The sequence below is a fragment of the Methylobacterium sp. HMF5984 genome, from assembly GCF_045033435.1.
Classification (GTDB): Bacteria; Pseudomonadota; Alphaproteobacteria; order Rhizobiales; family Beijerinckiaceae; genus Methylobacterium.
On sequence record NZ_JBJFLN010000001.1, the window covers coordinates 767632 to 789616 of the forward strand.

At 70.6% G+C, this 21985-nt stretch carries 19 protein-coding genes; 10 read left to right on the forward strand and 9 right to left on the reverse strand.

The window, feature by feature from the left end; genetic code table 11:
* Positions 1–19: 19 nt before the first annotated feature.
* On the reverse strand, positions 20–643 hold the full coding sequence (locus ACFZ8E_RS03670; RefSeq protein WP_405042035.1) for a glutathione S-transferase family protein: 624 nt from the start codon (positions 641–643) through the stop codon (positions 20–22).
* A gap of 201 nt (positions 644–844) precedes the next feature.
* Between ACFZ8E_RS03670 and ACFZ8E_RS03675 the strand changes: the two genes are divergently transcribed.
* Entirely contained in the window at positions 845–2017 is a 1173-nt protein-coding gene (locus ACFZ8E_RS03675) for a zinc-dependent alcohol dehydrogenase (RefSeq protein WP_405042036.1), read from the forward strand.
* Positions 2018–2081: 64 nt separating this feature from the next.
* Here the strand turns inward: ACFZ8E_RS03675 and ACFZ8E_RS03680 are convergent, their stop codons facing one another.
* Entirely contained in the window at positions 2082–3107 is a 1026-nt protein-coding gene (locus tag ACFZ8E_RS03680) for a GNAT family N-acetyltransferase (protein WP_147726659.1), read from the reverse strand.
* Between the two features lie 151 nt (positions 3108–3258).
* A complete protein-coding gene (locus tag ACFZ8E_RS03685) occupies positions 3259–3645 on the reverse strand; it encodes a DUF2780 domain-containing protein (protein ID WP_147726661.1) in 387 nt (128 codons plus the stop codon).
* A gap of 137 nt (positions 3646–3782) precedes the next feature.
* On the opposite strand from ACFZ8E_RS03685, the gene ACFZ8E_RS03690 reads away from it, so the two are divergent.
* Entirely contained in the window at positions 3783–5327 is a 1545-nt protein-coding gene (locus tag ACFZ8E_RS03690) for a helicase HerA-like domain-containing protein (RefSeq protein WP_405042037.1), read from the forward strand.
* Positions 5328–5359: 32 nt separating this feature from the next.
* Here ACFZ8E_RS03690 and ACFZ8E_RS03695 read toward each other — a convergent pair whose 3' ends face one another.
* Complete coding sequence (locus ACFZ8E_RS03695; RefSeq protein WP_405042038.1) at positions 5360–6871, reverse strand: DUF2252 domain-containing protein; 1512 nt, start codon at positions 6869–6871, stop codon at positions 5360–5362.
* A 138-nt stretch (positions 6872–7009) separates the two neighbouring features.
* The gene (xth, locus tag ACFZ8E_RS03700; RefSeq protein ID WP_147726667.1) at positions 7010–7804 is read right to left on the reverse strand and encodes an exodeoxyribonuclease III; all 795 of its coding nucleotides are present in this window, start codon (positions 7802–7804) and stop codon (positions 7010–7012) included.
* Positions 7805–7905: 101 nt separating this feature from the next.
* Here xth and ACFZ8E_RS03705 point away from each other — a divergent pair, with 101 nt between their 5' ends.
* From ACFZ8E_RS03705 to glpX, 3 genes are all read left to right on the forward strand, one after another.
* Positions 7906–8586, forward strand: coding sequence for a ceramidase domain-containing protein (locus tag ACFZ8E_RS03705; protein ID WP_405042039.1), 681 nt, complete (start codon positions 7906–7908; stop codon positions 8584–8586).
* Between the two features lie 169 nt (positions 8587–8755).
* The gene (locus ACFZ8E_RS03710; RefSeq protein WP_243947107.1) at positions 8756–10078 is read left to right on the forward strand and encodes a homoserine dehydrogenase; all 1323 of its coding nucleotides are present in this window, start codon (positions 8756–8758) and stop codon (positions 10076–10078) included.
* Between the two features lie 147 nt (positions 10079–10225).
* Positions 10226–11221 (forward strand): class II fructose-bisphosphatase, encoded by a 996-nt coding sequence (glpX, locus tag ACFZ8E_RS03715; protein WP_147726672.1) that lies wholly within the window; start codon positions 10226–10228, stop codon positions 11219–11221.
* 59 nt (positions 11222–11280) lie between these two features.
* Here the strand turns inward: glpX and ACFZ8E_RS03720 are convergent, their stop codons facing one another.
* A complete protein-coding gene (locus ACFZ8E_RS03720; protein ID WP_147858917.1) occupies positions 11281–12267 on the reverse strand; it encodes a L,D-transpeptidase in 987 nt (328 codons plus the stop codon).
* A gap of 445 nt (positions 12268–12712) precedes the next feature.
* Between ACFZ8E_RS03720 and ACFZ8E_RS03725 the strand changes: the two genes are divergently transcribed.
* The 5 genes from ACFZ8E_RS03725 to ACFZ8E_RS03745 all read left to right on the forward strand — a co-directional run bounded on the left by ACFZ8E_RS03725 (position 12713) and on the right by ACFZ8E_RS03745 (position 18403).
* Positions 12713–12976 (forward strand): hypothetical protein, encoded by a 264-nt coding sequence (locus tag ACFZ8E_RS03725; protein ID WP_147728408.1) that lies wholly within the window; start codon positions 12713–12715, stop codon positions 12974–12976.
* A 400-nt stretch (positions 12977–13376) separates the two neighbouring features.
* Positions 13377–14630 (forward strand): nitrate/nitrite transporter, encoded by a 1254-nt coding sequence (locus ACFZ8E_RS03730; protein ID WP_147728409.1) that lies wholly within the window; start codon positions 13377–13379, stop codon positions 14628–14630.
* 418 nt (positions 14631–15048) lie between these two features.
* The gene (locus ACFZ8E_RS03735) at positions 15049–16341 is read left to right on the forward strand and encodes an MFS transporter (RefSeq protein ID WP_147844086.1); all 1293 of its coding nucleotides are present in this window, start codon (positions 15049–15051) and stop codon (positions 16339–16341) included.
* A 10-nt stretch (positions 16342–16351) separates the two neighbouring features.
* Complete coding sequence (locus ACFZ8E_RS03740) at positions 16352–17572, forward strand: CaiB/BaiF CoA-transferase family protein (RefSeq protein WP_147858916.1); 1221 nt, start codon at positions 16352–16354, stop codon at positions 17570–17572.
* A 21-nt stretch (positions 17573–17593) separates the two neighbouring features.
* Positions 17594–18403, forward strand: a complete 810-nt coding sequence (locus ACFZ8E_RS03745; protein WP_243937584.1) for an enoyl-CoA hydratase/isomerase family protein — start codon at positions 17594–17596, stop codon at positions 18401–18403.
* A 274-nt stretch (positions 18404–18677) separates the two neighbouring features.
* Here ACFZ8E_RS03745 and ACFZ8E_RS03750 read toward each other — a convergent pair whose 3' ends face one another.
* From ACFZ8E_RS03750 to dctP, 3 genes are all read right to left on the reverse strand, one after another.
* Entirely contained in the window at positions 18678–20030 is a 1353-nt protein-coding gene (locus ACFZ8E_RS03750; RefSeq protein WP_243947095.1) for a TRAP transporter large permease, read from the reverse strand.
* Positions 20027–20722, reverse strand: coding sequence for a TRAP transporter small permease (locus ACFZ8E_RS03755; RefSeq protein WP_243947093.1), 696 nt, complete (start codon positions 20720–20722; stop codon positions 20027–20029). Before ACFZ8E_RS03755 ends, ACFZ8E_RS03750 begins: the two co-directional genes overlap by 4 nt.
* Positions 20723–20834: 112 nt before the next feature.
* Positions 20835–21857 carry a TRAP transporter substrate-binding protein DctP gene (gene dctP / locus ACFZ8E_RS03760; RefSeq protein ID WP_147726682.1) on the reverse strand — a complete coding sequence of 341 codons (1023 nt, stop codon included), beginning with the start codon at positions 21855–21857 and terminating at the stop codon, positions 20835–20837.
* Positions 21858–21985 lie beyond the last annotated feature (128 nt).

Consider the following 21985-nt stretch of genomic DNA (forward strand, 5'->3'; position numbering starts at 1 on the left):
GCGGTCTATCGGACGGCGCTCAGCCCTTGCGCGCGGCCATGGCCGTGACGAAGGACGGGCGCGCCAGGATGCCGTCGACGTAGGCCGCGAGCTTCGGCCAGCGGGCGGCGTCGATCTTCGCGTCCGCGAGGTGGAAGTTGTAGAAGCCGGTCGCGATCGCGATGTCGGCGATCGAGAAGGCGTCGCCGACCAGGAACGCGCCGTCGATCCGACCCTCGAGATGGTCGAACAGCGGCGGCAGGTCGGTGTCGAGCGACTTGGCGACCGCGGCGTCGTCGCAGGGCTTGCCCATCATGTTGGGCTTCAGCACCCGCTCGCGGAACGCCACGACCAGCGGGCCGAACAGCTCCGTGTCGCCGAACTTGTCGAACCAGACCGCGCGGCCGAGCGCCTTCGCGTCGGCCGGCATCAGCGTCGGGTCCGGGTGCTTGCGCTCCAGGTACCACAGGATCGCGGAGGAATCGGCGAGCTTGAAGCCGTCGTCGTCGATCGCCGGGATCTTGCCGAGCGGGCTCGCCGCCTGGAACGCCGCATCGGGCGCGTGGAACATGCAGGGCACGTGCTCGTAGGGCACGCCCTTCTCGGCGAGCGCCACGAGGATCTTGCGGACGTAGGGCGAATAGCCGGTGCCGTAGACGATCATGCTGGTTCTGGACCCATCGGGTTTGCGGAGGGCGCCTCGTAGCACGGATCCCGTCGGCACGGCCGCGACCGGCCCCCCGGATGCGGTCGGACCGCTGCGGCCATTCGACGGGCCATCGGAACTTGGCCGTACGATCGGGCACTTACCCGCACGAGCCCGCACCTCCGTGGGCCGCGATTCCGCCGTCACGAGAGGATTTCCATGAAAGCGCTGTGCTGGCACGGCAAGGGCGACATCCGCTGCGACACGGTCCCCGATCCGCAGATCGAGGATGCGCGCGACATCATCATCAAGGTGACGTCCTGCGCCATCTGCGGCTCGGACCTCCACCTGATGGACGGCCAGATGCCGACCATGGAGGCGGGCGACGTGCTCGGCCACGAGTTCATGGGCGAGGTCGTCGAGGTCGGGCAGGGCTTCACCAAGTTCAGGAAGGGCGACCGCGTGGTCGTGCCGTTCAACATCAATTGCGGCGAATGCCGCCAGTGCCGGCTCGGGAACTACTCCGTCTGCCAGCGCTCGAACCGCAACGCCGCCATGGCCGCCGCCCAGTTCGGCTACACCACCGCCGGCCTGTTCGGCTACTCGCACCTCACCGGCGGCTACGGCGGCGGCCAGGCCGAGTACGTGCGCGTGCCGATGGCCGACGTGGCGCCGATGCTGGCGCCCGAGGGCGTCGACGACGAGTCGCTGCTGTTCCTCACCGACATCCTGCCGACCGGATGGCAGGGCGCCGAGCATTGCGAGATCAAGGGCGGCGAGATCATCGCGGTCTGGGGCGCGGGCCCGGTCGGCCTGTTCGCGATCCAGTCCGCCAAGATCATGGGCGCCGAGCGCATCATCGCGATCGACACGGTGCCCGAGCGCCTGGCGCTCGCCCGCACCTACGGCGCGACCGACATCATCGACTACGCGAAGGAAGACGTGTTCGAGCGGATCAAGGAGATCAGCAAGGGCGAGGGCGCCGACGGCGTCATCGACTGCGTCGGCATGGAGGCCAGCGCCGGCCATGGCGTGGCCAGCCTCGTCAACACGATCCAGGAGAAGCTGACCTCGACCGAGCGGCCCTACGCCCTGATGGAGGCGATCAAGGCGGTGCGCCCCTGCGGCATCGTCTCGGTGCCCGGTGTCTACGGCGGCCCGATCCCGGTCAACATGGGCATGATCGTCCAGAAGGGCCTGACCATGAAGAGCGGGCAGACCCACGTGAAGCGCTACCTGGAGACGCTGACGAAGCTGATCCAGGAGGGGAAGATCGACATGACGTCGATGATCACCCACCGCTCCACCAACCTCGCCGACGGTCCGGACCTCTACAAGACGTTCCGGGACAAGAAGGACGGTTGCGTGAAGGTCGTGTTCCACCCGAACTGATCGACGGGGCGATGCTGGCGCGGTCCGGAACGGACCGTCGCCGGCGTCGCTCGCCGCGGGGGGCTCACGCCGCCCGCGCGTTCGCCGTCGGCGCGAAGTGGCCGAGGTAGCGCGTACCGATCGCCGTCACCGGCAGCACGACGAAGACGTCGGTGGTGCCGAACTGGCGGTCGATCACCGCCCCGTCGCCGAAGGTGGCGCCGACGCGGAGGTATCCCTTGATCAGCGGCGGCAGCGCCTGCAGGGCGGCCTTCGGGTCGATCGCCTCGCGGTCGAGCCGGTCCATCGGCACGTAGCGCTCGGGAAGCGCCCGGGCCCGCCAGCCGTCGGGCGCACGGGCATGGTGGTGCAGGAAGCTCAGGGGCAGCGCGAGGCGGGCGGGATCGGTGCCGTCGAGGCTGGCGCAGCCGATCAGCGCGTCGATGCGGTGGTGCAGCACGTAGGCGTAGATGCCGGCCCAGAGCAGCTCGACCGTGCGCTTGGTGCGATAGGGCTTCAGCACGCAGGAGCGGCCGAGCTCGAGCAGGCGCTTGCCGGGATGAGCCGCGAGCAGCGGCGCGATGTCGAACTCGGAGGCCGAGTAGAAGCCGAAATGGCGCTCGGCCGCCTCGCCGCGGAGCAGGCGATAGGTGCCGACCACCTTGGGCCGCGCCTTGCGGAACGGCTTCGCGTCGGTCGCGGCGTGGTCGATCACCAGGAGGTGGTCGCAGACCGCATCGTAGGCGTCGACGTCGCGCCGCGACAGCATCGCCATGCCGCTGGGGATCGCCGACATCTCCTCGTAGAACACCTGGTAGCGCAGCCGCTGCGCCCGGCGGATCTCGGACTTGCGGGTGGCGAGGCACACCTCGAGGCTGCCGATGCGGCCGAGGCTCGGGCCCAGCTCGGGGAGGGGCTTGCCCGCACCCTTGGCCTTGAAGCGGATCGGCGTGGCGCCGGGCGGGGTCAGGCTGCGGCCACCGAAGCCGGGCAGGGTGCCGTCGGCCGACTTGCGCTTCAGCTTCGCGATGGGGGACTCGACGCTGTCCCAGCCGTTGGCCCGGATCGCGTCCCAAGCGGCGGAGGCCCCACGCGTAAACTTCGCGACCATGGTCGACGCCCATTCCGGGTCGGGAGCGCGCCCCCGCGGGGCGGCCGGCTCCAGGCCCTGGAACCGGACACAATCACGAAGGCCGCACGCTTTTATGACAGGCCCGCGCCGGCGCCCGTGAGCGTCCCGCGAGCCCGAAGGCCGTCCGGTCTCAGACGAACTGGCTGAGGCCGGGGACGGAGCCGACGATCGGCCCCATCACGTCCTCGCCGGCCTTCTCGCGGCCGTAGGCGAACAGCTCCTGGCCGAGCGGCTGCATCTGGCCCATCGGCACGCCGGCCGCCATCAGCTTCTGGCCGAGCGCCATCACGCCGCCGCCCATCATGCCGCCGAGCATGCCCATGAGGCCGCCGCCGCCCTCGTCGGCGTTCGAGGTCGCGACCAGGGATTCGGCGCCCGGCATCGCCGCCATCAGCTGGCTCACCTCCGTGGCGGGGCCCTCCTTCTGGAGGAACGCCAGGATGTGCCCGATCGCGGTCTGCGCCGTCGCGGCATCGAGCCCGGTGCGGTTGGTCACGCGGGCGATGAGTTCTTCCATGATCGGCAGCTCCCGAGGGTGTTTCCTCGTCCTTCGGGCTTAGGGAAGCAGAAATCAAGCAAAACGGCCGCGCATCTGGCAAAGCCGGTCTTCGGCCGGCATAACCTTCACCGGTGGTGCGAAGGGGATTGGGCGTGATGGCGGGCGACGGCAGCATCCTCGTTGGAAAAAGCATCCCGAAGACCGGCGCGCCGAAGCCCGAGGTGCTGACGCTCAAGCTCGCCAACCGGCACGGGCTGGTGGCCGGCGCGACCGGCACCGGCAAGACCGTGACGCTGCAGGTGATGGCCGAGGGCTTCTCCAATGCCGGCGTCCCGGTCTTCGCGGCGGACGTGAAGGGCGACCTCTCGGGCTTGGCGGCGGCCGGGGAATCCAAGCCGGTCTTCGTCAAGCGCGCCGAGGAACTCGGCATCGCCTACGAGCCCGACCGCTTCCCGACCGTGTTCTGGGACCTGTTCGGCGAGCAGGGCCATCCGATCCGCTGCACCGTGACCGAGATGGGGCCGCTGCTGCTGGCGCGGCTGCTCGAGCTCAACGACACGCAGGAGGGCGTCCTCAACATCGCCTTCCGCGTCGCCGACGAGAACCAGTGGCCGGTGATCGACCTGAAGGACCTGCGCGCGCTGCTGGCCTTCTGCTCGGAGAACCTCAAGACGATCTCCGGCCAGTACGGCCACGTCTCGGCGGCGTCGGTCGGCGCGATCCAGCGCCAGCTCCTGATGCTCGAGAACCAGAACGCCGACCGGTTCTTCGGCGAGCCGGCCCTCAACCTCGAGGACTTCATGCGGACCGACCGCGACGGGCGCGGCGTCGTCAACATCCTGGCCGCCGACAAGCTGATGCAGCGGCCTCGGCTCTACGCCTCGTTCCTGCTGTGGATGCTCTCCGAGCTGTTCGAGCAGCTGCCCGAGGTGGGCGACCTGGACAAGCCGAAGCTGGTGTTCTTCTTCGACGAGGCGCACCTGCTGTTCAACGATGCGCCGAAGGCGCTGCTGGACGCGGTCGAGCAGGTGGTGCGGCTGATCCGCTCGAAGGGCGTCGGCGTCTACTTCGTGACGCAGAACCCCCTCGACGTGCCCGAGACGGTGCTGGGCCAGCTCGGCAACCGGGTCCAGCACGCGCTGCGCGCCTTCACCCCCCGCGACCAGCGCGCGGTGAAGGCCGCCGCGGAGACCTTCCGGCAGAATCCCGGCTTCGACGTCGCGGAGGCGATCACCCAGCTCGGCGTCGGCGAGGCCCTGGTCAGCTTCCTGGAGCCGAAGGGCACGCCCTCGGTGGTCGAGCGCGCCCTGATCGCGCCGCCCCAGGGGCGCGTCGGCCCGCTGACGCCGGCCGAGCGCGCTGACCTGATCGCCCGGAGCCCCCTGCGCGGCAAGTACGATGAGGCGATCGACAGCGAGAGCGCCTACGAGATGCTGGCCAAGCGCAAGAATCTCGACGCCGCCCCGGCGGAAGCGGCGCAGGCCTCGGAAGGCGGCCTCGGCGGGTTCCTCGGCGGCATCATGGGCAGCGTGTTCGGCACGCCCGCCGCCAAGGGTGGCGGCAAGGGGGGCCGCAAGGCGCCGCAGAGCCTCGCCGAGCAGGTCGTGTCGAACGCGGCGCGCTCCATGGCGCGAAGCGTCGGCACCCAGGTCGGCAACGCGATCCTGCGCAACGTGCTCGGCGGGCTGACGAAGCGGTAGCAGGGAGCGGGCGCGGCGCGGGCCGCGCCGGGTCACAGGCAGGGATCGGGTGCCGCCTCGAGCCGGCCCGCCTTGATCGCGGCGAGGAAGGCCTGGTAGTCCGCCGCGTTCCGGTCGCCGTAGGCGTGCGCCCAGTCGGCCAGCGCCTCGCGCAGGTCGGCGTGGCGGTCCTTGCCGCAATAGCCGGCGATGGCCGCCGCGTCGCCGGTGCGGGCATGCGCGCGGGCGAGCAGCGCGCCGTAGGCCCAGGAGAAGTACAGCAGCGGCTGCCCGGTCATGCAGGAGACCGGGATCTCGCCCTTCATGTTCTTCATCTGCCGCACGTAGAACGGGCGGTCGGCGATCGTGGTCCAGCCGAGCAGCGGGTCGCCGACGCCCTGGAGCAGGCGCTGGCCGTAGATCACCCGCTCGCCCTCGTGGCTGGCATAGGGCTCCGGCATGCCGGGCAGGTAGGGGGCGTGGGCCGGGCGCACCGCCTCCTTCACCTGCAGGAAGAGCACGTCCTGGTCCGAGTTGCCGCAGAGCAGCGCCACGTAGGCGCGGGTCCCGACGCTGCCGACCCCGACGACGCGGTGGGCGACGTCGACCACGTGGTAGCGGCTCAGCATGAACCGGCGCTCGCGCGGCAGCGTCTCGGCGTAGTGCTCGAGCCCGGTGATCACCGACTCGCGGGTGTCGTCGTCGACGCGCGTGAGGATCGGCGCGTCCTCGCGGAAGCGCCAGCCTCCGTCGACGCGGCGCTCGCCGACGCGGGCGAGCAGGCTCTGGTTGTTCTTCTTGCGCGCCTTCTCCACCGCCTTGCGAACGACGGCCTGGGACGCCTCGTCGATGCGGACGCCGGAGAAATCGAGCTCGTCGGCGCGGGTGGCCTGCTGCCAGACGTCGAGGGACCCCTGCGGCGCGAGGTCCAGCATCGTGTGCTGGTAGCCGCCGACGGCGGCCATCACCGCCTGCCGGCGCTGGTCGGCGGGCACCCCGTCCTCGCGGGCCGCGACCTCGATGCTGGCGACGAGGCGCTTCAGGTCCCACTCCCAGGGGCCGATCGTGACCTCGTCGAAATCGTTGAGATCAAGCACGACGTCGCCCTGCGGCGTCCCGAACAGGCCGAAATTCGAGATGTGCGCGTCTCCGTTCATCACCACCATGATCTCGCTGCGCGGGCTGTGCGCGAGATCCCAGGCCATGACGTGGGCCGCCCCGCGCAGGAAGGCGAAGGGCGAGCTCGCCATGCGGGCGACGCGCAGCGGCACCAGCTCGGGCTGCCGCCCCTCGTGGGCGCCCGCGATCAGGTCGACCGGATCGGGCCGGTCGGCGGGCAGGTCGAGGGCGGCGTGAGCTGCGTGGTCCACCACCTCGCGCAGGCGCTTGCCGGCGGCGCGGCGCTTGTCCCAGGGCTCGCCGCCGGCGCGGAGATCGATGTGCGGGTAGTCGGCTAGCGGCTCCAGGACGCCGGCTTCGGCGGCCTCGTCCGCGGCCGCGTGGTCCTGGCCGGTCTCGGCGCCGGCGGACGCGTCCTCGCCGTGGATGGGGTTCGGTCGTTCCATGGCTGCCTGCGACTCCGATCGACCGGGGACAACCTTGACCGCATAAGTTCGTTGCGGCGGCGGGGATTATGTCGCCATCGAATCCGTGGGGCGTAGCGCGGAAGGGTTACGATATCGGACGCCGGGCCGATCCGGCCTTCACGTCAGCTCCACCGTCACGGGCACGTGGTCCGATGGTTTCTCCAATCCGCGCAGGTGCTTCTGCACCGAGGCCGCGACCAGGCGGTCGGCGGCCTGGGGCGAGAGCAGCAGGTGGTCGATGCGGATGCCGAAGTTTCGCGACCAGGCGGCAGCCTGGTAGTCCCAGAAGCTGTAGAGGCCGGGGCGCGGGTCGCAGGCGCGGACCGCGTCGGTCAGCCCCTCGGCGAGGAGCGACCGGAACGCCGCGCGCGTCGTGGGCAGGTAGAGCGCGTCGTCGGCCCAGGCCGCGGGCTCGGCCGCATCCTCCGGCTCGGGAATGACGTTGTAGTCGCCGGCCAGCACCAGGGCGGTCTCCTCGCGCATCCGCGCGCGGGCATGCAGGCGCAGGCGCTCGAGGAAGGCGAGCTTGTAGGGGTATTTCGGGCTCGCCACCGGGTTGCCGTTCGGCAGGTAGATCGAGGCCACCCGAACCGGCGCGACGCCGTCCCCGGCGACTAGCGCCTCGACGTAGCGGGACTGCTCGTCCTCGGCGTCGCCCGGAAGCGCGCGCAGAACGGTCTCCGGATCGTAGGTCAGCGGCGCGCGCACCAGCAGCGCGACCCCGTTATAGGCCTTCTGGCCCACGGCCTCGACGGCGTAGCCCGCAGCCTCGATCTCGGCGCGCGGAAACGCCTCCTCCTGGCACTTCAGCTCCTGCAGGCAGACCACGTCCGGCTTGGCCTCGTCGAGGAAGGCGAGCAGGTGCCCGACCCGCTGCTTGATCGAATTGACGTTCCACGTGGTGATGCGCATCGCTGGCGTCCTGGAGAGCGGAGCCCGTCATCGGGCCTTCGCACCGCCCTGACAAGCGGAAGGCCGGACGCATCGTCGTCCGTCCCGCAACGAGGTCGCCGGTGGACTGGTTCGAGCCGATCGCCGGCTATTGCGAGCGCGGGAGCCCAGCGTTCTGGGCCGAGCCGGTCAACGCCGTCTCCAACGCCGCCTTCCTCGTCGCCGGCACCGTCGCGTTCCGGCGTGCCCGCACGGTGGACGATCGGCCCGCCGCCGCTCTCGCGCTCCTGACGGCAATCGTCGGCGTCGGATCCTTCCTGTTCCACACCCTCGCCGTGCGCTGGGCGATGCTCGTCGACGTGGTGCCGATCGCCGTGTTCATCCACGCCTACTTCTTCCTGGCGATGGTGCGGTTCCTGCGATTCGGGCTCGTAGCGGCGGCGGCGGCGACCCTGGCGTTCGCGGGCTTCGGCTTCGGGCTCGTCCCCGCCCTCGATGCCGCCGCCGGGCGCTCGGTCGAGGCCCTCACCAACGGCTCGGTCGACTACCTGCCGGCCGTGCTGGCGCTCCTCGGCGTCGCGCTCGGGCTGCGATGGCTCGGCGACCCGTCGCCGACCGGCGAGCGGCTCGTTGCGCTGGCGCTCCTGTTCGGCGTCTCGCTCGCCCTGCGCACCATGGACCGCAGCGTCTGCGCGCGCGTGCCCGTCGGCACCCACTTCCTCTGGCACCTGCTGAATGCCGGCATCCTCTGCGGCCTGGTCGTCGCCGCCGTGCGGCATCGGGCGGCGTCGCGCCGCCGGTGACGGGGGGCGCCCGGAGACGACCGCGCGACCGGCCGATTTCTTGCGCCTCCCGGCAAATCGAGGCAGAAGGACGCCGCCGCAGCCGATGGGGCGCGCGGCGTACCCCGCGCCCGTCCGCGCTGGCCGACAGGCCGCCGACGGCGCAGGGCAGAAGGCTACGAAAACCAGCATGTCCCAGAGCTTCCGCCTCGGTGTCGCCGGTCTCGGCACGGTCGGTGCCGCCGTCGTCCGCATGATCGCGCGCCGCTCGTCGGCGCTCGCCGCCGCCACCGGCCGCGACATCCGCGTCGTCGCGGTCTCCTCCCGCGACCGGACGCGCGACCGCGGGTTCGACGGCGCCGGGCTGCACTGGTTCGACGACCCGGTGGAGATGGCGCGCTCGGCCGAGGTCGACTGCGTGGTCGAGCTGATCGGCGGTTCGGAAGGGCCGGCCAAGGCGGTCGTCGAGGCGGCGCTCGCCGCCGGCAAGCCGGTCGTCACCGCGAACAAGGCGCTGCTCGCCCTGCACGGCGCGGCGCTGGCGACGTCCGCCGAGACCGCGGGCGTGGCCCTGGCCTACGAGGCGGCGGTCGCCGGCGGCATCCCGGTGATCAAGGCGCTGCGCGAGGGGCTGGCCGGCAACGCGGTGAGTCGCGTCTACGGGATCATGAACGGCACCTGCAACTACATCCTCACCCGGATGGAGCGCGAGGGCCTGACCTTCGAGGCCTGCCTCAAGGACGCGCAGGCGCTGGGCTACGCCGAAGCCGACCCGACCTTCGACGTCGAGGGCTTCGACACCGCCCACAAGCTCGCGATCCTGACGAGCCTCGCCTTCGGCACCGCGATCGACGCCGAGGGCGTCTCGGTCGAGGGCATCTCCGGCGTGAAGCCGCTGGACCTGCTGATGGCCGAGGAGCTCGGCTACCGGATCAAGCTGCTCGGCGTCGCGCAGGCGACGGAGGCCGGGATCGAGCAGCGCGTGCACCCGACCATGGTGCCGAAATCCTCCAGCATCGCCCAGGTGATGGGCGTGACGAACGCGGTGACGATCGACGCGGACGCCGTCGGCGAGCTGACCCTGATCGGCCCGGGCGCCGGCGGCGAGGCCACGGCGTCGGCGGTCGTCGCCGACATCGCCGACCTCGCCGCCGGCCTGACCCGCCCGACCTTCGGCTGCCCGACCGCGCAGCTGCGCCCCGCCGAGCGGGTCGAGATGCAGCGCCACGAGGGCGGCTATTACATCCGCCTCACGGTCCACAACCGGCCCGGCGTCGCGGCGGGCGTGGCCACCCGCATGGCCGAGCGCGAGATCTCCCTGGAGAGCATCCTGCAGCGCCGCACCGGGGAGACGGCGGAGAGCGATCCGCACGGGCGCTCCGGGCAGCCGGTGCCGCTGGTGCTGATCACCTACGCCGCGACGGAGGGCAACATCCGCGCGGCGCTCGACGCCATCGCGGCCGACGGGCTGCTGGCCGAGGCGCCGCAGCTCATCCGAATCGAGCGGGAATAAGCCTCCTCGGCACCTGAAGAATAGGCACTATCGTTCCTCTTCGCTGGAAATTCGGAAACCTGAGTTATTTTCGTGCATCCTGCCTGCGCTAAGCTGTAGGAGCAGGGCACCGAAAACGTTCGGGCCGCGGGAAGGGCTTGGGAAACGATGGACGAGGCGCTCATGCAGGGCTCGCGGAGCGTCGTCGCGCGCACGCTCACCCTCGAACTCGCGCGCGTGACCGAACGCGCGGCCATCGCCGCGGCCGCCCTGCGCGGGCAGGGCAACGAGAAGGCCGCCGACCAGGCCGCCGTCGACGCGATGCGGGCCGAGCTCAACGCGCTGCCGATCGACGGCACCGTGGTGATCGGCGAGGGCGAGCGCGACCAGGCGCCGATGCTGTTCATCGGCGAGCGCCTCGGCAGCGGCGGCGGGCCGCGCGTCGACCTCGCGGTCGATCCGCTGGAGGGTACGACCCTGTGCGCCAAGGACATGCCGGGCGCCATCGCGATCATGGCGATGGCCGAGCGCGGCTCGCTCCTCGCCGCCCCCGACGTCTACATGCAGAAGATCGCGATCGGCCCGGGCTATCCGCCGGGGATCGTCGATCTCGACGCCAGCCCCGCCGACAACATCGCTGCGCTCGCCCGCGCCAAGAGCGTGCCGGCCTCGCAGATCGTGGCGATCGTCCTCGACCGGCCGCGCCATGCCGACCTCGTCGCCGCAATCCGCGCGGCGGGCGCCGGGGTCCGCCTGATCTCGGACGGCGACATCGCCGGCATCATCTTCACCAACTCGCCCCACGAGACCGGCGTCGACATCTATCTTGGGACCGGCGCGGCGCCCGAGGGCGTGATCGCGGCCGGCGCGCTGCGCTGCATCGGCGGCCAGATGCAGGGCCGGCTGATCCTCGACACGCCCGAGAAGCGCCGGCGGGCGCAGGACATGGGCATCGGCGACCCGAACCGGAAATACGAGCTCACCGACCTCGCCCGGGGCGACGTCATCGTGGCGGCGACCGGCGTCACCGACGGCGCGCTGCTGCGCGGCGTGCGCTTCAGGCCCGGCGTGATCGAGACCGAGACCGTGGTCTATCGCTCGGCCACGGGCACGGTGCGGCGCATCCTCGGCGAGCACCGCCGCACGGAGCGCAACGTCGACTGAGCATGCGCGAACGCCGTCCGCGGAGGCTTCCCCTGCGGACGGCGCGGTCGTTTACCCGATCAGTTCAGGACGACGACCTTGGTGCCGACGTTGACGCGGCTGAACAGGTCGATCGCATCCTGATTGATCATGCGGATGCAGCCCGACGAGACGCTCTTGCCGATCGAGTTCGGATCGAGGGTGCCGTGGATGCGGAACAGCGTGTCCTTGTTGCCCTGCCAAAGGTACATGGCCCGGGCGCCGAGCGGGTTGCGGTTGCCGCCGGGAACGCCGACGCCGCTCGGCAGCGTGTCGACCTCGCGGGCGAGGTGCGGCGTCCGGGCGATCATCTCCTTGGGCGGGTACCAGTCGGGCCAGGCCTGCTTCAGGTTCACCGTGGCGGTGCCCGACCACGAGAAGCCCTGCTTGCCCACGCCGACGCCGTAGCGCCGCGCCCGGCCGTCGGCCTGGACGAGGGTGAGCTGGTGCGCCCGCGGGTCGACGATGATCGTGCCGGGCTCGTAGGGCCCGGTATAGGCGATCTCCTGGCGCAGGAACGCCGGGTTGGTCTTCTTCCAGTTGAACGCCGCCACCGGGAACGCGTCGTCGGCGATCGCGGCATAGGCCTTGTCGTAGCTGATCGGGCCGTTGTCGATCGGCCGGTTGATCGCGGCGGCCATGGCCGGGGAGAGCTGGTTGGCGCCGGGCTTCGGCCCGACGGTGAGCGGCGCGGCGGGCGCGTCGGCCGGGCTCTCGGCCAGCGTCTCGGGCGGGCGCTCGGCGAGCTGCTGGCGCTCGGGGGCGAGGCGGCGCTCGGACGTCGCCGCGCGATCGGGAACGGCGCGGCCGAACTCGACGCGGCCGGCATAGGGCTCGTAGCGGCCGGCGCGGAGGCGGTAGAGCGCGCCGGTCTGGTCCTGGAACAGGCGGTCGTCGTCGCCGACGCCGTCGATGGCGCTCGAGGCGAGGGCGCCCCGTCCCTGGGCGTGACCGGGCGCGGTCGCGGACAGGCTCGCGAGGCTGGTCATCGCGCCGACGAGCAGAAGGCTTCGCAGGGTATTCGACATGGCGGTTCGAAACGTCCTTGATCCGAGGTCCCCGGGTCGGCGCGGGGCCGGCACGGAACCTTGAGTCACGCGGTCGTGCAGCGGCGGCCGCGATCCGGTGGTGACGATCCAAGGCTTAGCAAGTCCCGGCCCGTCGCGTCATCCTCCGCAGCGTCCCGGACGCCGTTTCATCGCGTGCCGTCGATTCCTTGCAACGGTCGGCGCCGAGCGCGCGCTCGTCTATCGAGAATCTGCCGGGTCGCGAGATCTGCAGTGCAGAGCTGGTGCGTGGCCGGAACGGGAGGCGAGAGCTGGATCGCAGCATCCGGGCGCCCGTCGGCACCCGCCCTTTACCATGCCCGATCGTTCCCGGCAGAGCGGGGACAAGTTGCGGAGACGCGATTGATTTGTCGCCCGTCTTGGCGCCAACAGTATCGCAGATCACACCATCTTCGGACATCGACCCGTGTCATCCGCTTCGAACTTGCGCGCGCGCCTCGCGGCGTCGCTCCTGGCGCTCGCCTGCGTCGTCGCGGTCCCGGCCGTCGCGCGGGACGCCGCGAAGCGTCCGGAGCGCCCGCGCCCGGTCCAGACCGTCGAGCCGGACGCGTCCGAGCCGAAGGCCGCCTGGACGGCGGGGACCGCGCCGCCGGATTGCACGCGTGCCCGCCGCAAGTTGTGGCAGCCCGAGCAGGGCTGGATCGTGAAGACCATCACCACCTGCCATTGAGGCTGCGATCCGGCAACCGATCTCGGAGACGTGATCGGTTGATCCGCGGGCCATGCACCCGCACGAAATGCCCGTGGATTGGGCGGTTTCCGGCGATCGCATCCTGCCCAGGCATCGTTGCCCTGAAATCCGGCACCGGCTGCTGGCGGGACGGCCGCATCCCGTCCCGTCGCCGGGGCCCATTGCACCCCGAGGATCCGACCCTCCGGAGCGCCGGTCGTCAGGCCGGGGGCATCCGGCGTCGCGTCCGCGTCTGGCACGGTTGCTGCTTGGGGTGGTGCGCTGCGCCATGCGCGGCACGCTGGGCAACGAAGCCTCGCAATGCGGACGGTGTGAGTCCGGTTCCTCCGGCATGAGCGGCTGCGCCCGAGCGCCCGCCCGATCAAGACGAGCACCCACGATGGCCTCCTTCAAGACCGTGATGAAGTCGGGACATCCCCCGACGCTGTTCGCCGCCTTCCTCTACTTCGACTTCTGCTTCGCGATCTGGGTCCTCAACGGCGCCATGGGGCCGTTCATCACCGAGACCTACAAGCTCTCCCCGGCCCAGACCGGGTTCATGATCTCGCTGCCGATCCTCGCCGGCGCGATCATGCGCTTCCCGCTCGGGGTGCTCGCCCAGTACATCGGCCGGAAGAACGCCGCCATCACCGAGATGAGCGTCATCATGCTGGCGATGGCCTACGGGTTCTTCTTCATCTCCAGCTACAACGACGTGCTCGCCATGGGCGTGCTGCTCGGCATCGCCGGCGCCTCGTTCGGCGTGGCCCTGTCGCTCGGCTCGGGCTGGTTCCCGCCGGAGCACAAGGGGCTCGCGATGGGCATCGCCGGCGCCGGAAATTCCGGCACCGTGCTCGCCGTGCTGTTCGCGCCGCCGCTCGCCCAGGCCTACGGCTGGCAAGCGGTCTACGGCTTTGCCGGCTGCGTCATGGCGATCCCGCTCATCGTGATGATCGTCCTCGCCAAGGAGCCCCCGGATCTCGAGCACCAGTCCTTCAAGGACCATATCTCGTGCCTGTTCACCAAGGACGGCTGGGCCTTCTCGCTGATCTACGTTATCACCTTCGGCGGCTTCATCGGCCTGTCGAACTTCCTGCCGACGTTCTTCTACGAGCAGTTCGCGGTGACCAAGGTCGAGGCCGGCCGTCTCACCATGCTCGCCGCCTTCATGGGCTCGGGCATCCGCATCCTCGGCGGCTACTTCGCCGACCGCCTCGGCGGCATCGCCGTGCTCTCGGTCGTCCTGCTCGCCTCGATCGCCTCGTTCCTGGCGCTGACCGCAACGCCGTCGCTGGCCGCGACCACGATCCTGTTCATGCTCTGCTTCGCCGCGCTCGGCGCCGGCAACGGTGCGCTGTTCCAGCTCGTGCCGCTGCGCTACCCCACCAACACCGCAGTGTCGGGCTCGATGATCGGCGAGATCGGGGCGCTCGGCGGCGCGATCCTGCCGAACGTCATGGGCTTCTCGAAGCAGTATACCGGCGCCTTCGCCACGGGCTTCGTCGTCTACGCCGTCTTCGCCGGGATCGTGCTCGGCTGCCTGTTCCTGTGGCAGCGCAAGTGGGTTGGAACCTGGGTCGGCCCGCGCGGCAAGGTGCTCGATCCGTCGGCCACCCCGGCCGCGAACGACGGCATGCGCGCCGCCACGGCCTGAACCCTCTACCATCGTCACGGATTAGCACGGGGGCTTCGGCCCCCGTTTTTCGTTTCGCCACCAGCCGACGGCGAGAAGGGCGAGCGGGGACGGCGAGACGCGACCGTCGCGTTCGCTGCCTCAGCCCGGCGCGAGGGACGCGCAGTCCGGTGCCGTGCTCGGCCCGCCACGGGTGCGATCGACCCGCCCCAGCCTCGCTCGCGCTGCCCGAGCCATCCCGACGCCGCCGTCGGCCGACGTCGCGGTGGATTGCGCCTGCGGAAAAAACCGGGTCTTTGTCACCGACGGTTGCACTCCGGCATCGGCCGAGCGTACTGAATACGTAATGCGAAACGTCGCATCCGGTCGCGAGGCCAGGGTGCCGGCGAGGACCGCCACAAGGCGGCTGCGACAAAAATCCTGCCGGAGGATCGACGCCATGATCAAGCGCCTGAGCGCCACGAACAGCGTGCTGTTCCTGCTCTGCCTGATGTACTTCATCACCTATCTCGACCGCGTGAACATCGCCACCGCGGGCGCCGTGATCATCAAGGATCTCGGCATGTCGAACACCCAGTTCGGCCTGATCCTCTCGGCCTTCGCCTACCCCTACGCGATCTTCCAGGTGATCGGCGGCTCGGTCGGCGACAAGTTCGGCGCGCGGCGCACGCTCCTGGTCTGCGGCCTGATCTGGGCCACGGCGACGATCCTCACCGGGTTCGTCGGCGGCCTCGTCAGCCTGTTCCTCGCCCGCGTGCTGCTGGGCTTCGGCGAGGGCGCGACCTTCCCGACCGCCACCCGCGCCATGCAGAACTGGACCGCGCCCGGACGGCGCGGCTTCGCGCAGGGCATCACCCACGCCTTCGCACGGCTCGGCAACGCGGTCGCGCCGCCGATCGTCGCCTTCCTGATCTACCATTTCGGCTGGCGCTCGAGCTTCGTCATCCTCGGCGCGATCAGCTTTGTCTGGGTCGTGGTCTGGTACCTGTACTTTCGCGACGACCCGTCCGACCACAAGTCGATCACCCGAGCCGAGCTCGACCAGCTGCCGCCCCCGCGCAAGGTCGGCGCCAAGCAGTCGGTGCCGTGGGGCGCGCTGACCAGGCGCATCCTGCCCGTCACGATCACCTATTTCTGCTACGGCTGGACCCTGTGGCTGTTCCTCGGCTGGCTGCCGAGCTTCTTCAAGCAGAGCTACGGCCTCGACCTGAAGAACTCGGCGCTGTTCGCCTCGGGCGTGTTCTTCGCCGGCGTCGTCGGCGACACGCTGGGCGGCGTGCTCTCCGACCGGATCTTCGAGAAGACCGGCAACCTCAAGCTCGCGCGCCTCTCGATCGTCGTGATCGGCTTTCTCGGCGCGGCGGCGAGCCTGACCGGCGTGTTCTTCACCCGCGACCTCACCTACGTCGCGCTGCTGCTGTCCTCGGGCTTCTTCTTCGCCGAGCTGGTGATCGGGCCGATCTGGTCGGTGCCGATGGACATCGCGCCGAAGTTCGCCGGCACCGCGAGCGGGCTGATGAACACCGGGTCGGCGGTGGCGGCGATCGTCTCGCCGATCGTGTTCGGGCTCATCGTCGACGCGACCGGCGACTGGACGCTGCCGTTCGCGGGCTCGATCGGCCTGTGCCTGCTCGGCGCGGCGACCGCCTTCACCATGCATCCCGAGCGGCCCTTCGTGGAGCCGGCCGAGGCCGGTCTCGTCCCGCCGGGGGCGACCCTTCCGGCGCGCTGAGGGGATGCCGATGACGGAGACCCGACGCGAAGGCCCGCTCGCGGGCGTCAAGGTGGTCGAGCTCGCCCACATCATGGCGGGCCCGGTCTGCGGCCTGATGCTCGGCGACATGGGCGCCGAGGTGATCAAGGTCGAGAAGATCCCGGGCGGGGACGACACCCGCCGCTCGGTGCCGCCCGCGATCGAGGGCGAGAGCGCCGCCTACATGATGATGAACCGCGGTAAGCGCGGCCTCGCCCTCGACCTCAAGAGCGAGGCCGGCAAGGCGGTGCTGCACCGCCTGCTCGCCGATGCCGACGTGCTGATCGAGAACTACCGCGCCGGCACGATGGAGAAGCTGGGCTTGAGCTACGAGGCCCTGCGCGAACGCTACCCCGCCCTGGTCTACTGCTCGCTCTCCGGCTTCGGCCGCTCCGGCCCCTACGCCGAGCGCGCCGGGTTCGATCTCGTCGCGCAGGGGATGAGCGGGCTGATGAGCGTCACCGGCGCCGGGCCGGGCGAGCCGCCGATGAAGTGCGGGCCGCCGGTCACCGACATCACCGCCGGCATCCTCGCGGCGATGGGGGTGCTCGCCGCCTACACGCACCGGCTCAAGACCGGCCTCGGCCAGGTGGTCGACACCTCGCTGTTCGAGGCCGGCATCACCCTGACCTACTGGCAGTCGGCGATCGCCATGGCGACCGGGATCGCGCCGGGGCCGATGGGCTCGGCCCATCCGCTGAATGCCCCCTACGAGGCGTTCGAGACCGAAGACGGCTGGATCACCATCGGTGCGGCCAACCAGACCAACTGGCTGCGCCTGCTCGACGTGCTCGGCGCCGCGGAACTCGCCGCCGACCCGCGCTTCGCCCTCAATGCCGGCCGCATGGAGCATCGGATCGCCCTCGCCGAGGCGCTGGCGCCGTTCTTCCGCAGCGCCACCTCCGAGGCCTGGCTCGCGCGCCTGGAGGCGGGCGGCGTGCCGGCCGGGCCGGTGCTCGACGTCAACCAGATGCACCGCGACCCGCACACGTTGGCCCGCGAGATGGTAGTCCCGGTCGATCATCCCCGCGCCGGGACGATGACGACGCTCGGGCTGCCGGTGAAGTTCTCGGCGACGCCGGGCAAGGTCCACGGCCCGGCACCGCTCTTCGGCGAGCACTCGCGCGCGATCCTGCGCGGGGCCGGCTACGACGCGGCGGCGATCGACGGCTTGATCGCGGCGGGCGTCGTGGGCGAGACGACGGCGTGACGATTGGAGAGGACTTCCACCATGAGCGACGCCGCCCCGACCGATGAGCTGCTGGTCTCCCAGGACGGCGCGATCGCCCGCATCGTCCTCAACCGGCCGCACGCCCGCAACGCGCTGACCTTCGCGATGTACGAGGGCCTGGTCACGCAGTGCCTGCGGATTCAGGAGGACGCCTCGGTCAAGGCGCTGGTGATCACCGGCGCCGGCGAGAAGGCGTTCGCCGCCGGCACCGACATCGCCCAGTTCCGCAGCTTCGAGACCGCCGAGGACGCGCTCGGCTACGAGCGCTTCATGGACCGGGTGCTCGGCACGCTGGAGCGGATGCGGGTGCCGACCATCGCGGCGATCGCGGGCGCCTGCACCGGCGGCGGGGCGGCGATCGCCGCCGCCTGCGACCTGCGCATCGCCACGCGCGACGCCCGCTTCGGCTTCCCGATCGCCCGCACGCTCGGCAACTGCCTGTCGCAGGGCAACCTCAAGCGCCTGTCGGACCTGATCGGCCCGGCGCGGGTCAAGGACATCATCTTCACCGCCCGCCTCGTCGGCGCCGAGGAGGCGCTCGCCATCGGCCTCGTCGGCGAGGTGGTGGCCGATGCCGCCGCCCTGGCCGCGCGCGCGACGGAGCTGGCGACGCTCCTGACCGGCCACGCCCCGCTGACGATGCAGGCCACCAAGGAAGGCCTGCGCCGGCTCGCCGAGGAGGCCGCCGCCCCCGAGGGCGAGCCGCAGCCCGGCGACGACCTGATCCTCAGCTGCTACATGAGCCGCGACTTTCGCGAGGGCATGGAGGCGTTCCTCGCCAAGCGCACGCCGGACTGGCAGGGGCGCTGATCCGCTTTCCCGCACGGGCGATCGAACCTCGCTCGATCCGCATTGGGTCGCCCGTTCGCCGCACATCCCCTCGCTCCGCCTGCGGGGAGAGGGCCGCGACGACCTCGTCGTCGGCGCGGCGCGGCGGCAGCCGAAGGTGAGGGGGCTTCGACGAAGGAGCCTCGTTCGTCCCCACCCCCTCACCCTCGCTACGGCTTCGCCTCCGCTTCCCGCAGGCACGACGAGGTGCCTGCGGGCCTCTCCCCGCGTGCGGGGAGAGGGGAGAAGGGCCGCGCTACCGCGTGGACGGCAGCAGCAGGTCCGGCAGCCACAGGGCGATGCCCGGCACGAGGCACAGGATCAGGATCGCGACCGCCATCAGCACCACGAAGGGGAGCGTGCCCCAGATGATGTCCGAGAGCGGGATGTCGGGGGCGATGTTCTTGATGACGAAGATGTTGAGCCCCACCGGCGGGTGGATCAGGCCCATCTCCATGGTGATCGTCATCACCACGCCGAACCAGACGAGGTCGAAGCCCGCGGCCTTAAGCGGCGGCAGGATGATCGGCGCCGTCATCAGGATGATCGAGACTGGCGGCAGGAAGAAGCCGAGCCCGATCACCAGCCCGAGGATCGTCGCCAGCAGCACCCAGGGCGAGAGCTGCATCGCCACGATCGCGGCGGCGGCCGACTGCGAGATGTGCAGGTAGCTCATCACGTAGGCGTAGAGCAGCGACATGCCGATGATCAGCATCAGCATGGTCGATTCGCGCAGGGTCGCGGTGAGGATCGGGCTGACGTCCCGCGGGCGCCAGACGCCGTAGATCGCCGCGATCAGGCCGAGCGCCAGGAGGCCGCCGAGGCCCGCGGTCTCGGAGGGCGTCGCGTAGCCGCCGTAGAGCGCGACCATCACGCCGGTGAGCAGCACCACGAAGGGCAGCACCCGCGGCAGCGTCTCGAACCGCTGGCGCATGCTGTAGGTGTCCTCGGCGAGGATCGGCGACTGGACGCCGCCCCGCTCGTAGGCGGCCTTCGCGGTGGCGTACTCGGCGCGGAAGCGGAACATCGCCCACGCCGCGAACAGCCCCACCAGCAGCAGCCCCGGCCCGATGCCGGCGAGGAACAGGCGCCCGAGCGACTGCTCGGCGGCCACCGCGTAGAGGATCATGGTGATCGACGGCGGCAGCAGGATGCCGAGCGTGCCGCCGGCCGCGATGATGCCGGCGGCGAAGCCCGGCGAGTAGCCGCGCTTGCGCATCTCCGGGATGCCGGCCGAGCCGATCGCCGAGCAGGTCGCGGGCGAGGACCCCGCCATGGCGGCGAACAGCGCGCAGGCGAAGACGTTGGCGATGCCGAGCCCCCCGGGGATGCGGTGCATCCAGGCATGCATCGCCGAGTACAGGTCCTGCCCCGCCTTCGAGCGCCCGATCGCGGCGCCCTTCAGGATGAAGAGCGGGATCGAGAGCAGGGTGATCGAGGCCATCTCCTCGTAGACGTTCTGCGCCACGGTATCGAGCGAGGCCGACGGCATGAAGAAGAACATGAACGCCAGCGCGACGAAGCCGAGCGCGAAGGCGATGGGGATGCCGGCCAGCATCGCCGAGAGGGTGGCTCCGGCATAGAGGAAGCCGATCGCGGCGGTGCTCATCGGGTGATCCTCGCGGTGTCGACGGTGTCGCCCATCGGGTCGGTGCCGCGCGGCGTCGCGTCGGGCCGCCCGTGCATGTCCTTGTTCAGGTCGGCGCCGACGCCGATCTTCGGCGCGACCCAGCCGGCGGAGTTCGGGCCGTAGGTCAGGGCCTGGACGATCTGCACGGCGAACTGGATGCCGAGCAGGCTCATGCCGACGGCCATCAGCGCGTAGGGGATGGCGAGCGGCGGGCCCCAGCTCGATTGCGAGACCTGCCCGTCGACCCAGGCCTCGTGGAACAGCGTCCAGCTCTTCCACGCGAAGAACACCACGAAGACGAAGCTGATCACGTCGGCCATGAGCAGGCGGGCGCGGTTGACCTTGGGCGACAGGAACCCGGTCAGCGCCTCGATCGCCACGTGGCCGCGCTTGGCCTGGACCGCGGCGGCCGAGAAGAAGGTCGCGCCGACGATCAGGAACACGGCCATCTCGTCCTGCCAATCGGTCGGCTCGTGCAGGACGTAGCGGATCACCACGCTGTAGCTCAGCACGAGGCAGGCGCCGACGAGCGCCAGCCCGCCGAGCACCATGATCACCCCGTTCAGGCGCTTCATCGCGCGATCCATGACGCCGAGCGCGCCGGGGATCCGGGGCTCGGCGACCGCCTTCGTCTCGGAGGCGGCCGAGGCCGCGTCGAAGGCGTGGCTCATCGTGTGTGCTCCCGATGCCGACGCCTCGGGAGCGTTCCGCGGCACCGGCCGCGGCGCGCATTCGCGCTTGCCGGCCGTTGGCCGGATGGCCAGGACTGCGCTTGCCTCGCGCTCATGCGACCTGCTCCGCGAGCTTGAGGAGCTCGGCGCACTGCGCGTTCTTGGAGGCGTAGTCCTTCCACGCCGTGTCGCGGGCGATGTCGCGCCACTGCCCCATGGTCTTCTCGTCGAGGTTCTGCACCTTGGCGCCGGCCTTCGCGAAGACCTGCTCGACATGGGTGTCGTCGGCCTTGGCGCCGTCCTGGCCGAAGGATTCGAGCTCGGCGCCGACGGTCATGATCAGGTCCTGCTGGTCCTTCGGCAGGCCGCTGAAGATCGACTTCGACATCATGATCGGCTCGAGCATGAACCAGTACGAGCGCTCGCGGCCGGAGGTGAGCGCCTTCGACAGCTCCTCGAGGCGGAACGAGATCAGGCTGGTGGAGGAGGTGATGACCGCGTCGCACGCGCCGGTCTGCATCGCGGCGTAGGATTCGCTCGACGGGATCGAGAGGGTGGCCGCCCCCGCCTGCTTCATCATCAGGTCCATCTCGCGCGAGCCGCCGCGGACCTTGAGGCCCTTGGCGTCGGCCGGCGCGTAGAGCGGGCGCTCGCGGCTGGCGACGCCGCCCGCCTGCCAGACCCAGGAGACGAGGATGATGCCCTTGGCGTCGAGGATCTCGGTGAGCTTGCGGCCGACCGGCGCCGCCTTCCAGGCGACGCCCTGCGCGTAGGAGGTCACCAGCCCCGGCATCAGACCGATGTTCAGCTCGGGGATCTCGCCGCCGGCGTAGGGCGACGGGTAGAGCGACATGTCGAGCGCGCCTTTGCGCATCGCGCCGAACTGGGCGTTGGTCTTCATCAGCGACGAGCCGGGATAGACCTGCACCTCCAGCGCGCCCTTCGAGCGCTCGCCGACGGCCTTCGCGAGCTTCCGGCACATGCGGTCGCGGAAGTCGCCTTCGTCAATGGTGCCGCCCGGGAACTGATGCGAGAGCTTCAGCACGGTCGCGGCCTGGGCCGCGCCGAGGCCGAAGCGCAGCAGGGCCGGCGCGGCGAGGCCGCCGGCGAGGAGGGCGCGTCGGGTCGGCATCATGATGTTTCTCCCGCGTCGCACAATCGCGACTGTATTGTTTTGCGCCGCACAATATACGGGATGCAACGCTTGGTATACATTGAAGGGGCTCTTGTATATTTTGTCAACGCCCCTGCATAATGAGCGGA

Bases quoted from the DNA above. Each gene is read 5' to 3' on its own strand.
- ACFZ8E_RS03740 (WP_147858916.1), top strand. From the start codon at position 16,352: ATGACGGAGACCCGACGCGAAGGCCCGCTCGCGGGCGTCAAGGTGGTC.
- ACFZ8E_RS03680 (WP_147726659.1), bottom strand. From the start codon at position 3,107: ATGGTCGCGAAGTTTACGCGTGGGGCCTCCGCCGCTTGGGACGCGATC.
- ACFZ8E_RS03710 (WP_243947107.1), top strand. From the start codon at position 8,756: ATGTCCCAGAGCTTCCGCCTCGGTGTCGCCGGTCTCGGCACGGTCGGT.
- ACFZ8E_RS03750 (WP_243947095.1), bottom strand. From the start codon at position 20,030: ATGAGCACCGCCGCGATCGGCTTCCTCTATGCCGGAGCCACCCTCTCG.
- glpX (WP_147726672.1), top strand. From the start codon at position 10,226: ATGGACGAGGCGCTCATGCAGGGCTCGCGGAGCGTCGTCGCGCGCACG.
- ACFZ8E_RS03695 (WP_405042038.1), bottom strand. From the start codon at position 6,871: ATGGAACGACCGAACCCCATCCACGGCGAGGACGCGTCCGCCGGCGCC.
- ACFZ8E_RS03675 (WP_405042036.1), top strand. From the start codon at position 845: ATGAAAGCGCTGTGCTGGCACGGCAAGGGCGACATCCGCTGCGACACG.
- ACFZ8E_RS03670 (WP_405042035.1), bottom strand. From the start codon at position 643: ATGATCGTCTACGGCACCGGCTATTCGCCCTACGTCCGCAAGATCCTC.
- ACFZ8E_RS03690 (WP_405042037.1), top strand. From the start codon at position 3,783: ATGGCGGGCGACGGCAGCATCCTCGTTGGAAAAAGCATCCCGAAGACC.
- dctP (WP_147726682.1), bottom strand. From the start codon at position 21,857: ATGATGCCGACCCGACGCGCCCTCCTCGCCGGCGGCCTCGCCGCGCCG.
- ACFZ8E_RS03730 (WP_147728409.1), top strand. From the start codon at position 13,377: ATGGCCTCCTTCAAGACCGTGATGAAGTCGGGACATCCCCCGACGCTG.
- ACFZ8E_RS03685 (WP_147726661.1), bottom strand. From the start codon at position 3,645: ATGGAAGAACTCATCGCCCGCGTGACCAACCGCACCGGGCTCGATGCC.
- ACFZ8E_RS03735 (WP_147844086.1), top strand. From the start codon at position 15,049: ATGATCAAGCGCCTGAGCGCCACGAACAGCGTGCTGTTCCTGCTCTGC.
- ACFZ8E_RS03755 (WP_243947093.1), bottom strand. From the start codon at position 20,722: ATGAGCCACGCCTTCGACGCGGCCTCGGCCGCCTCCGAGACGAAGGCG.
- ACFZ8E_RS03720 (WP_147858917.1), bottom strand. From the start codon at position 12,267: ATGTCGAATACCCTGCGAAGCCTTCTGCTCGTCGGCGCGATGACCAGC.
- ACFZ8E_RS03745 (WP_243937584.1), top strand. From the start codon at position 17,594: ATGAGCGACGCCGCCCCGACCGATGAGCTGCTGGTCTCCCAGGACGGC.
- xth (WP_147726667.1), bottom strand. From the start codon at position 7,804: ATGCGCATCACCACGTGGAACGTCAATTCGATCAAGCAGCGGGTCGGG.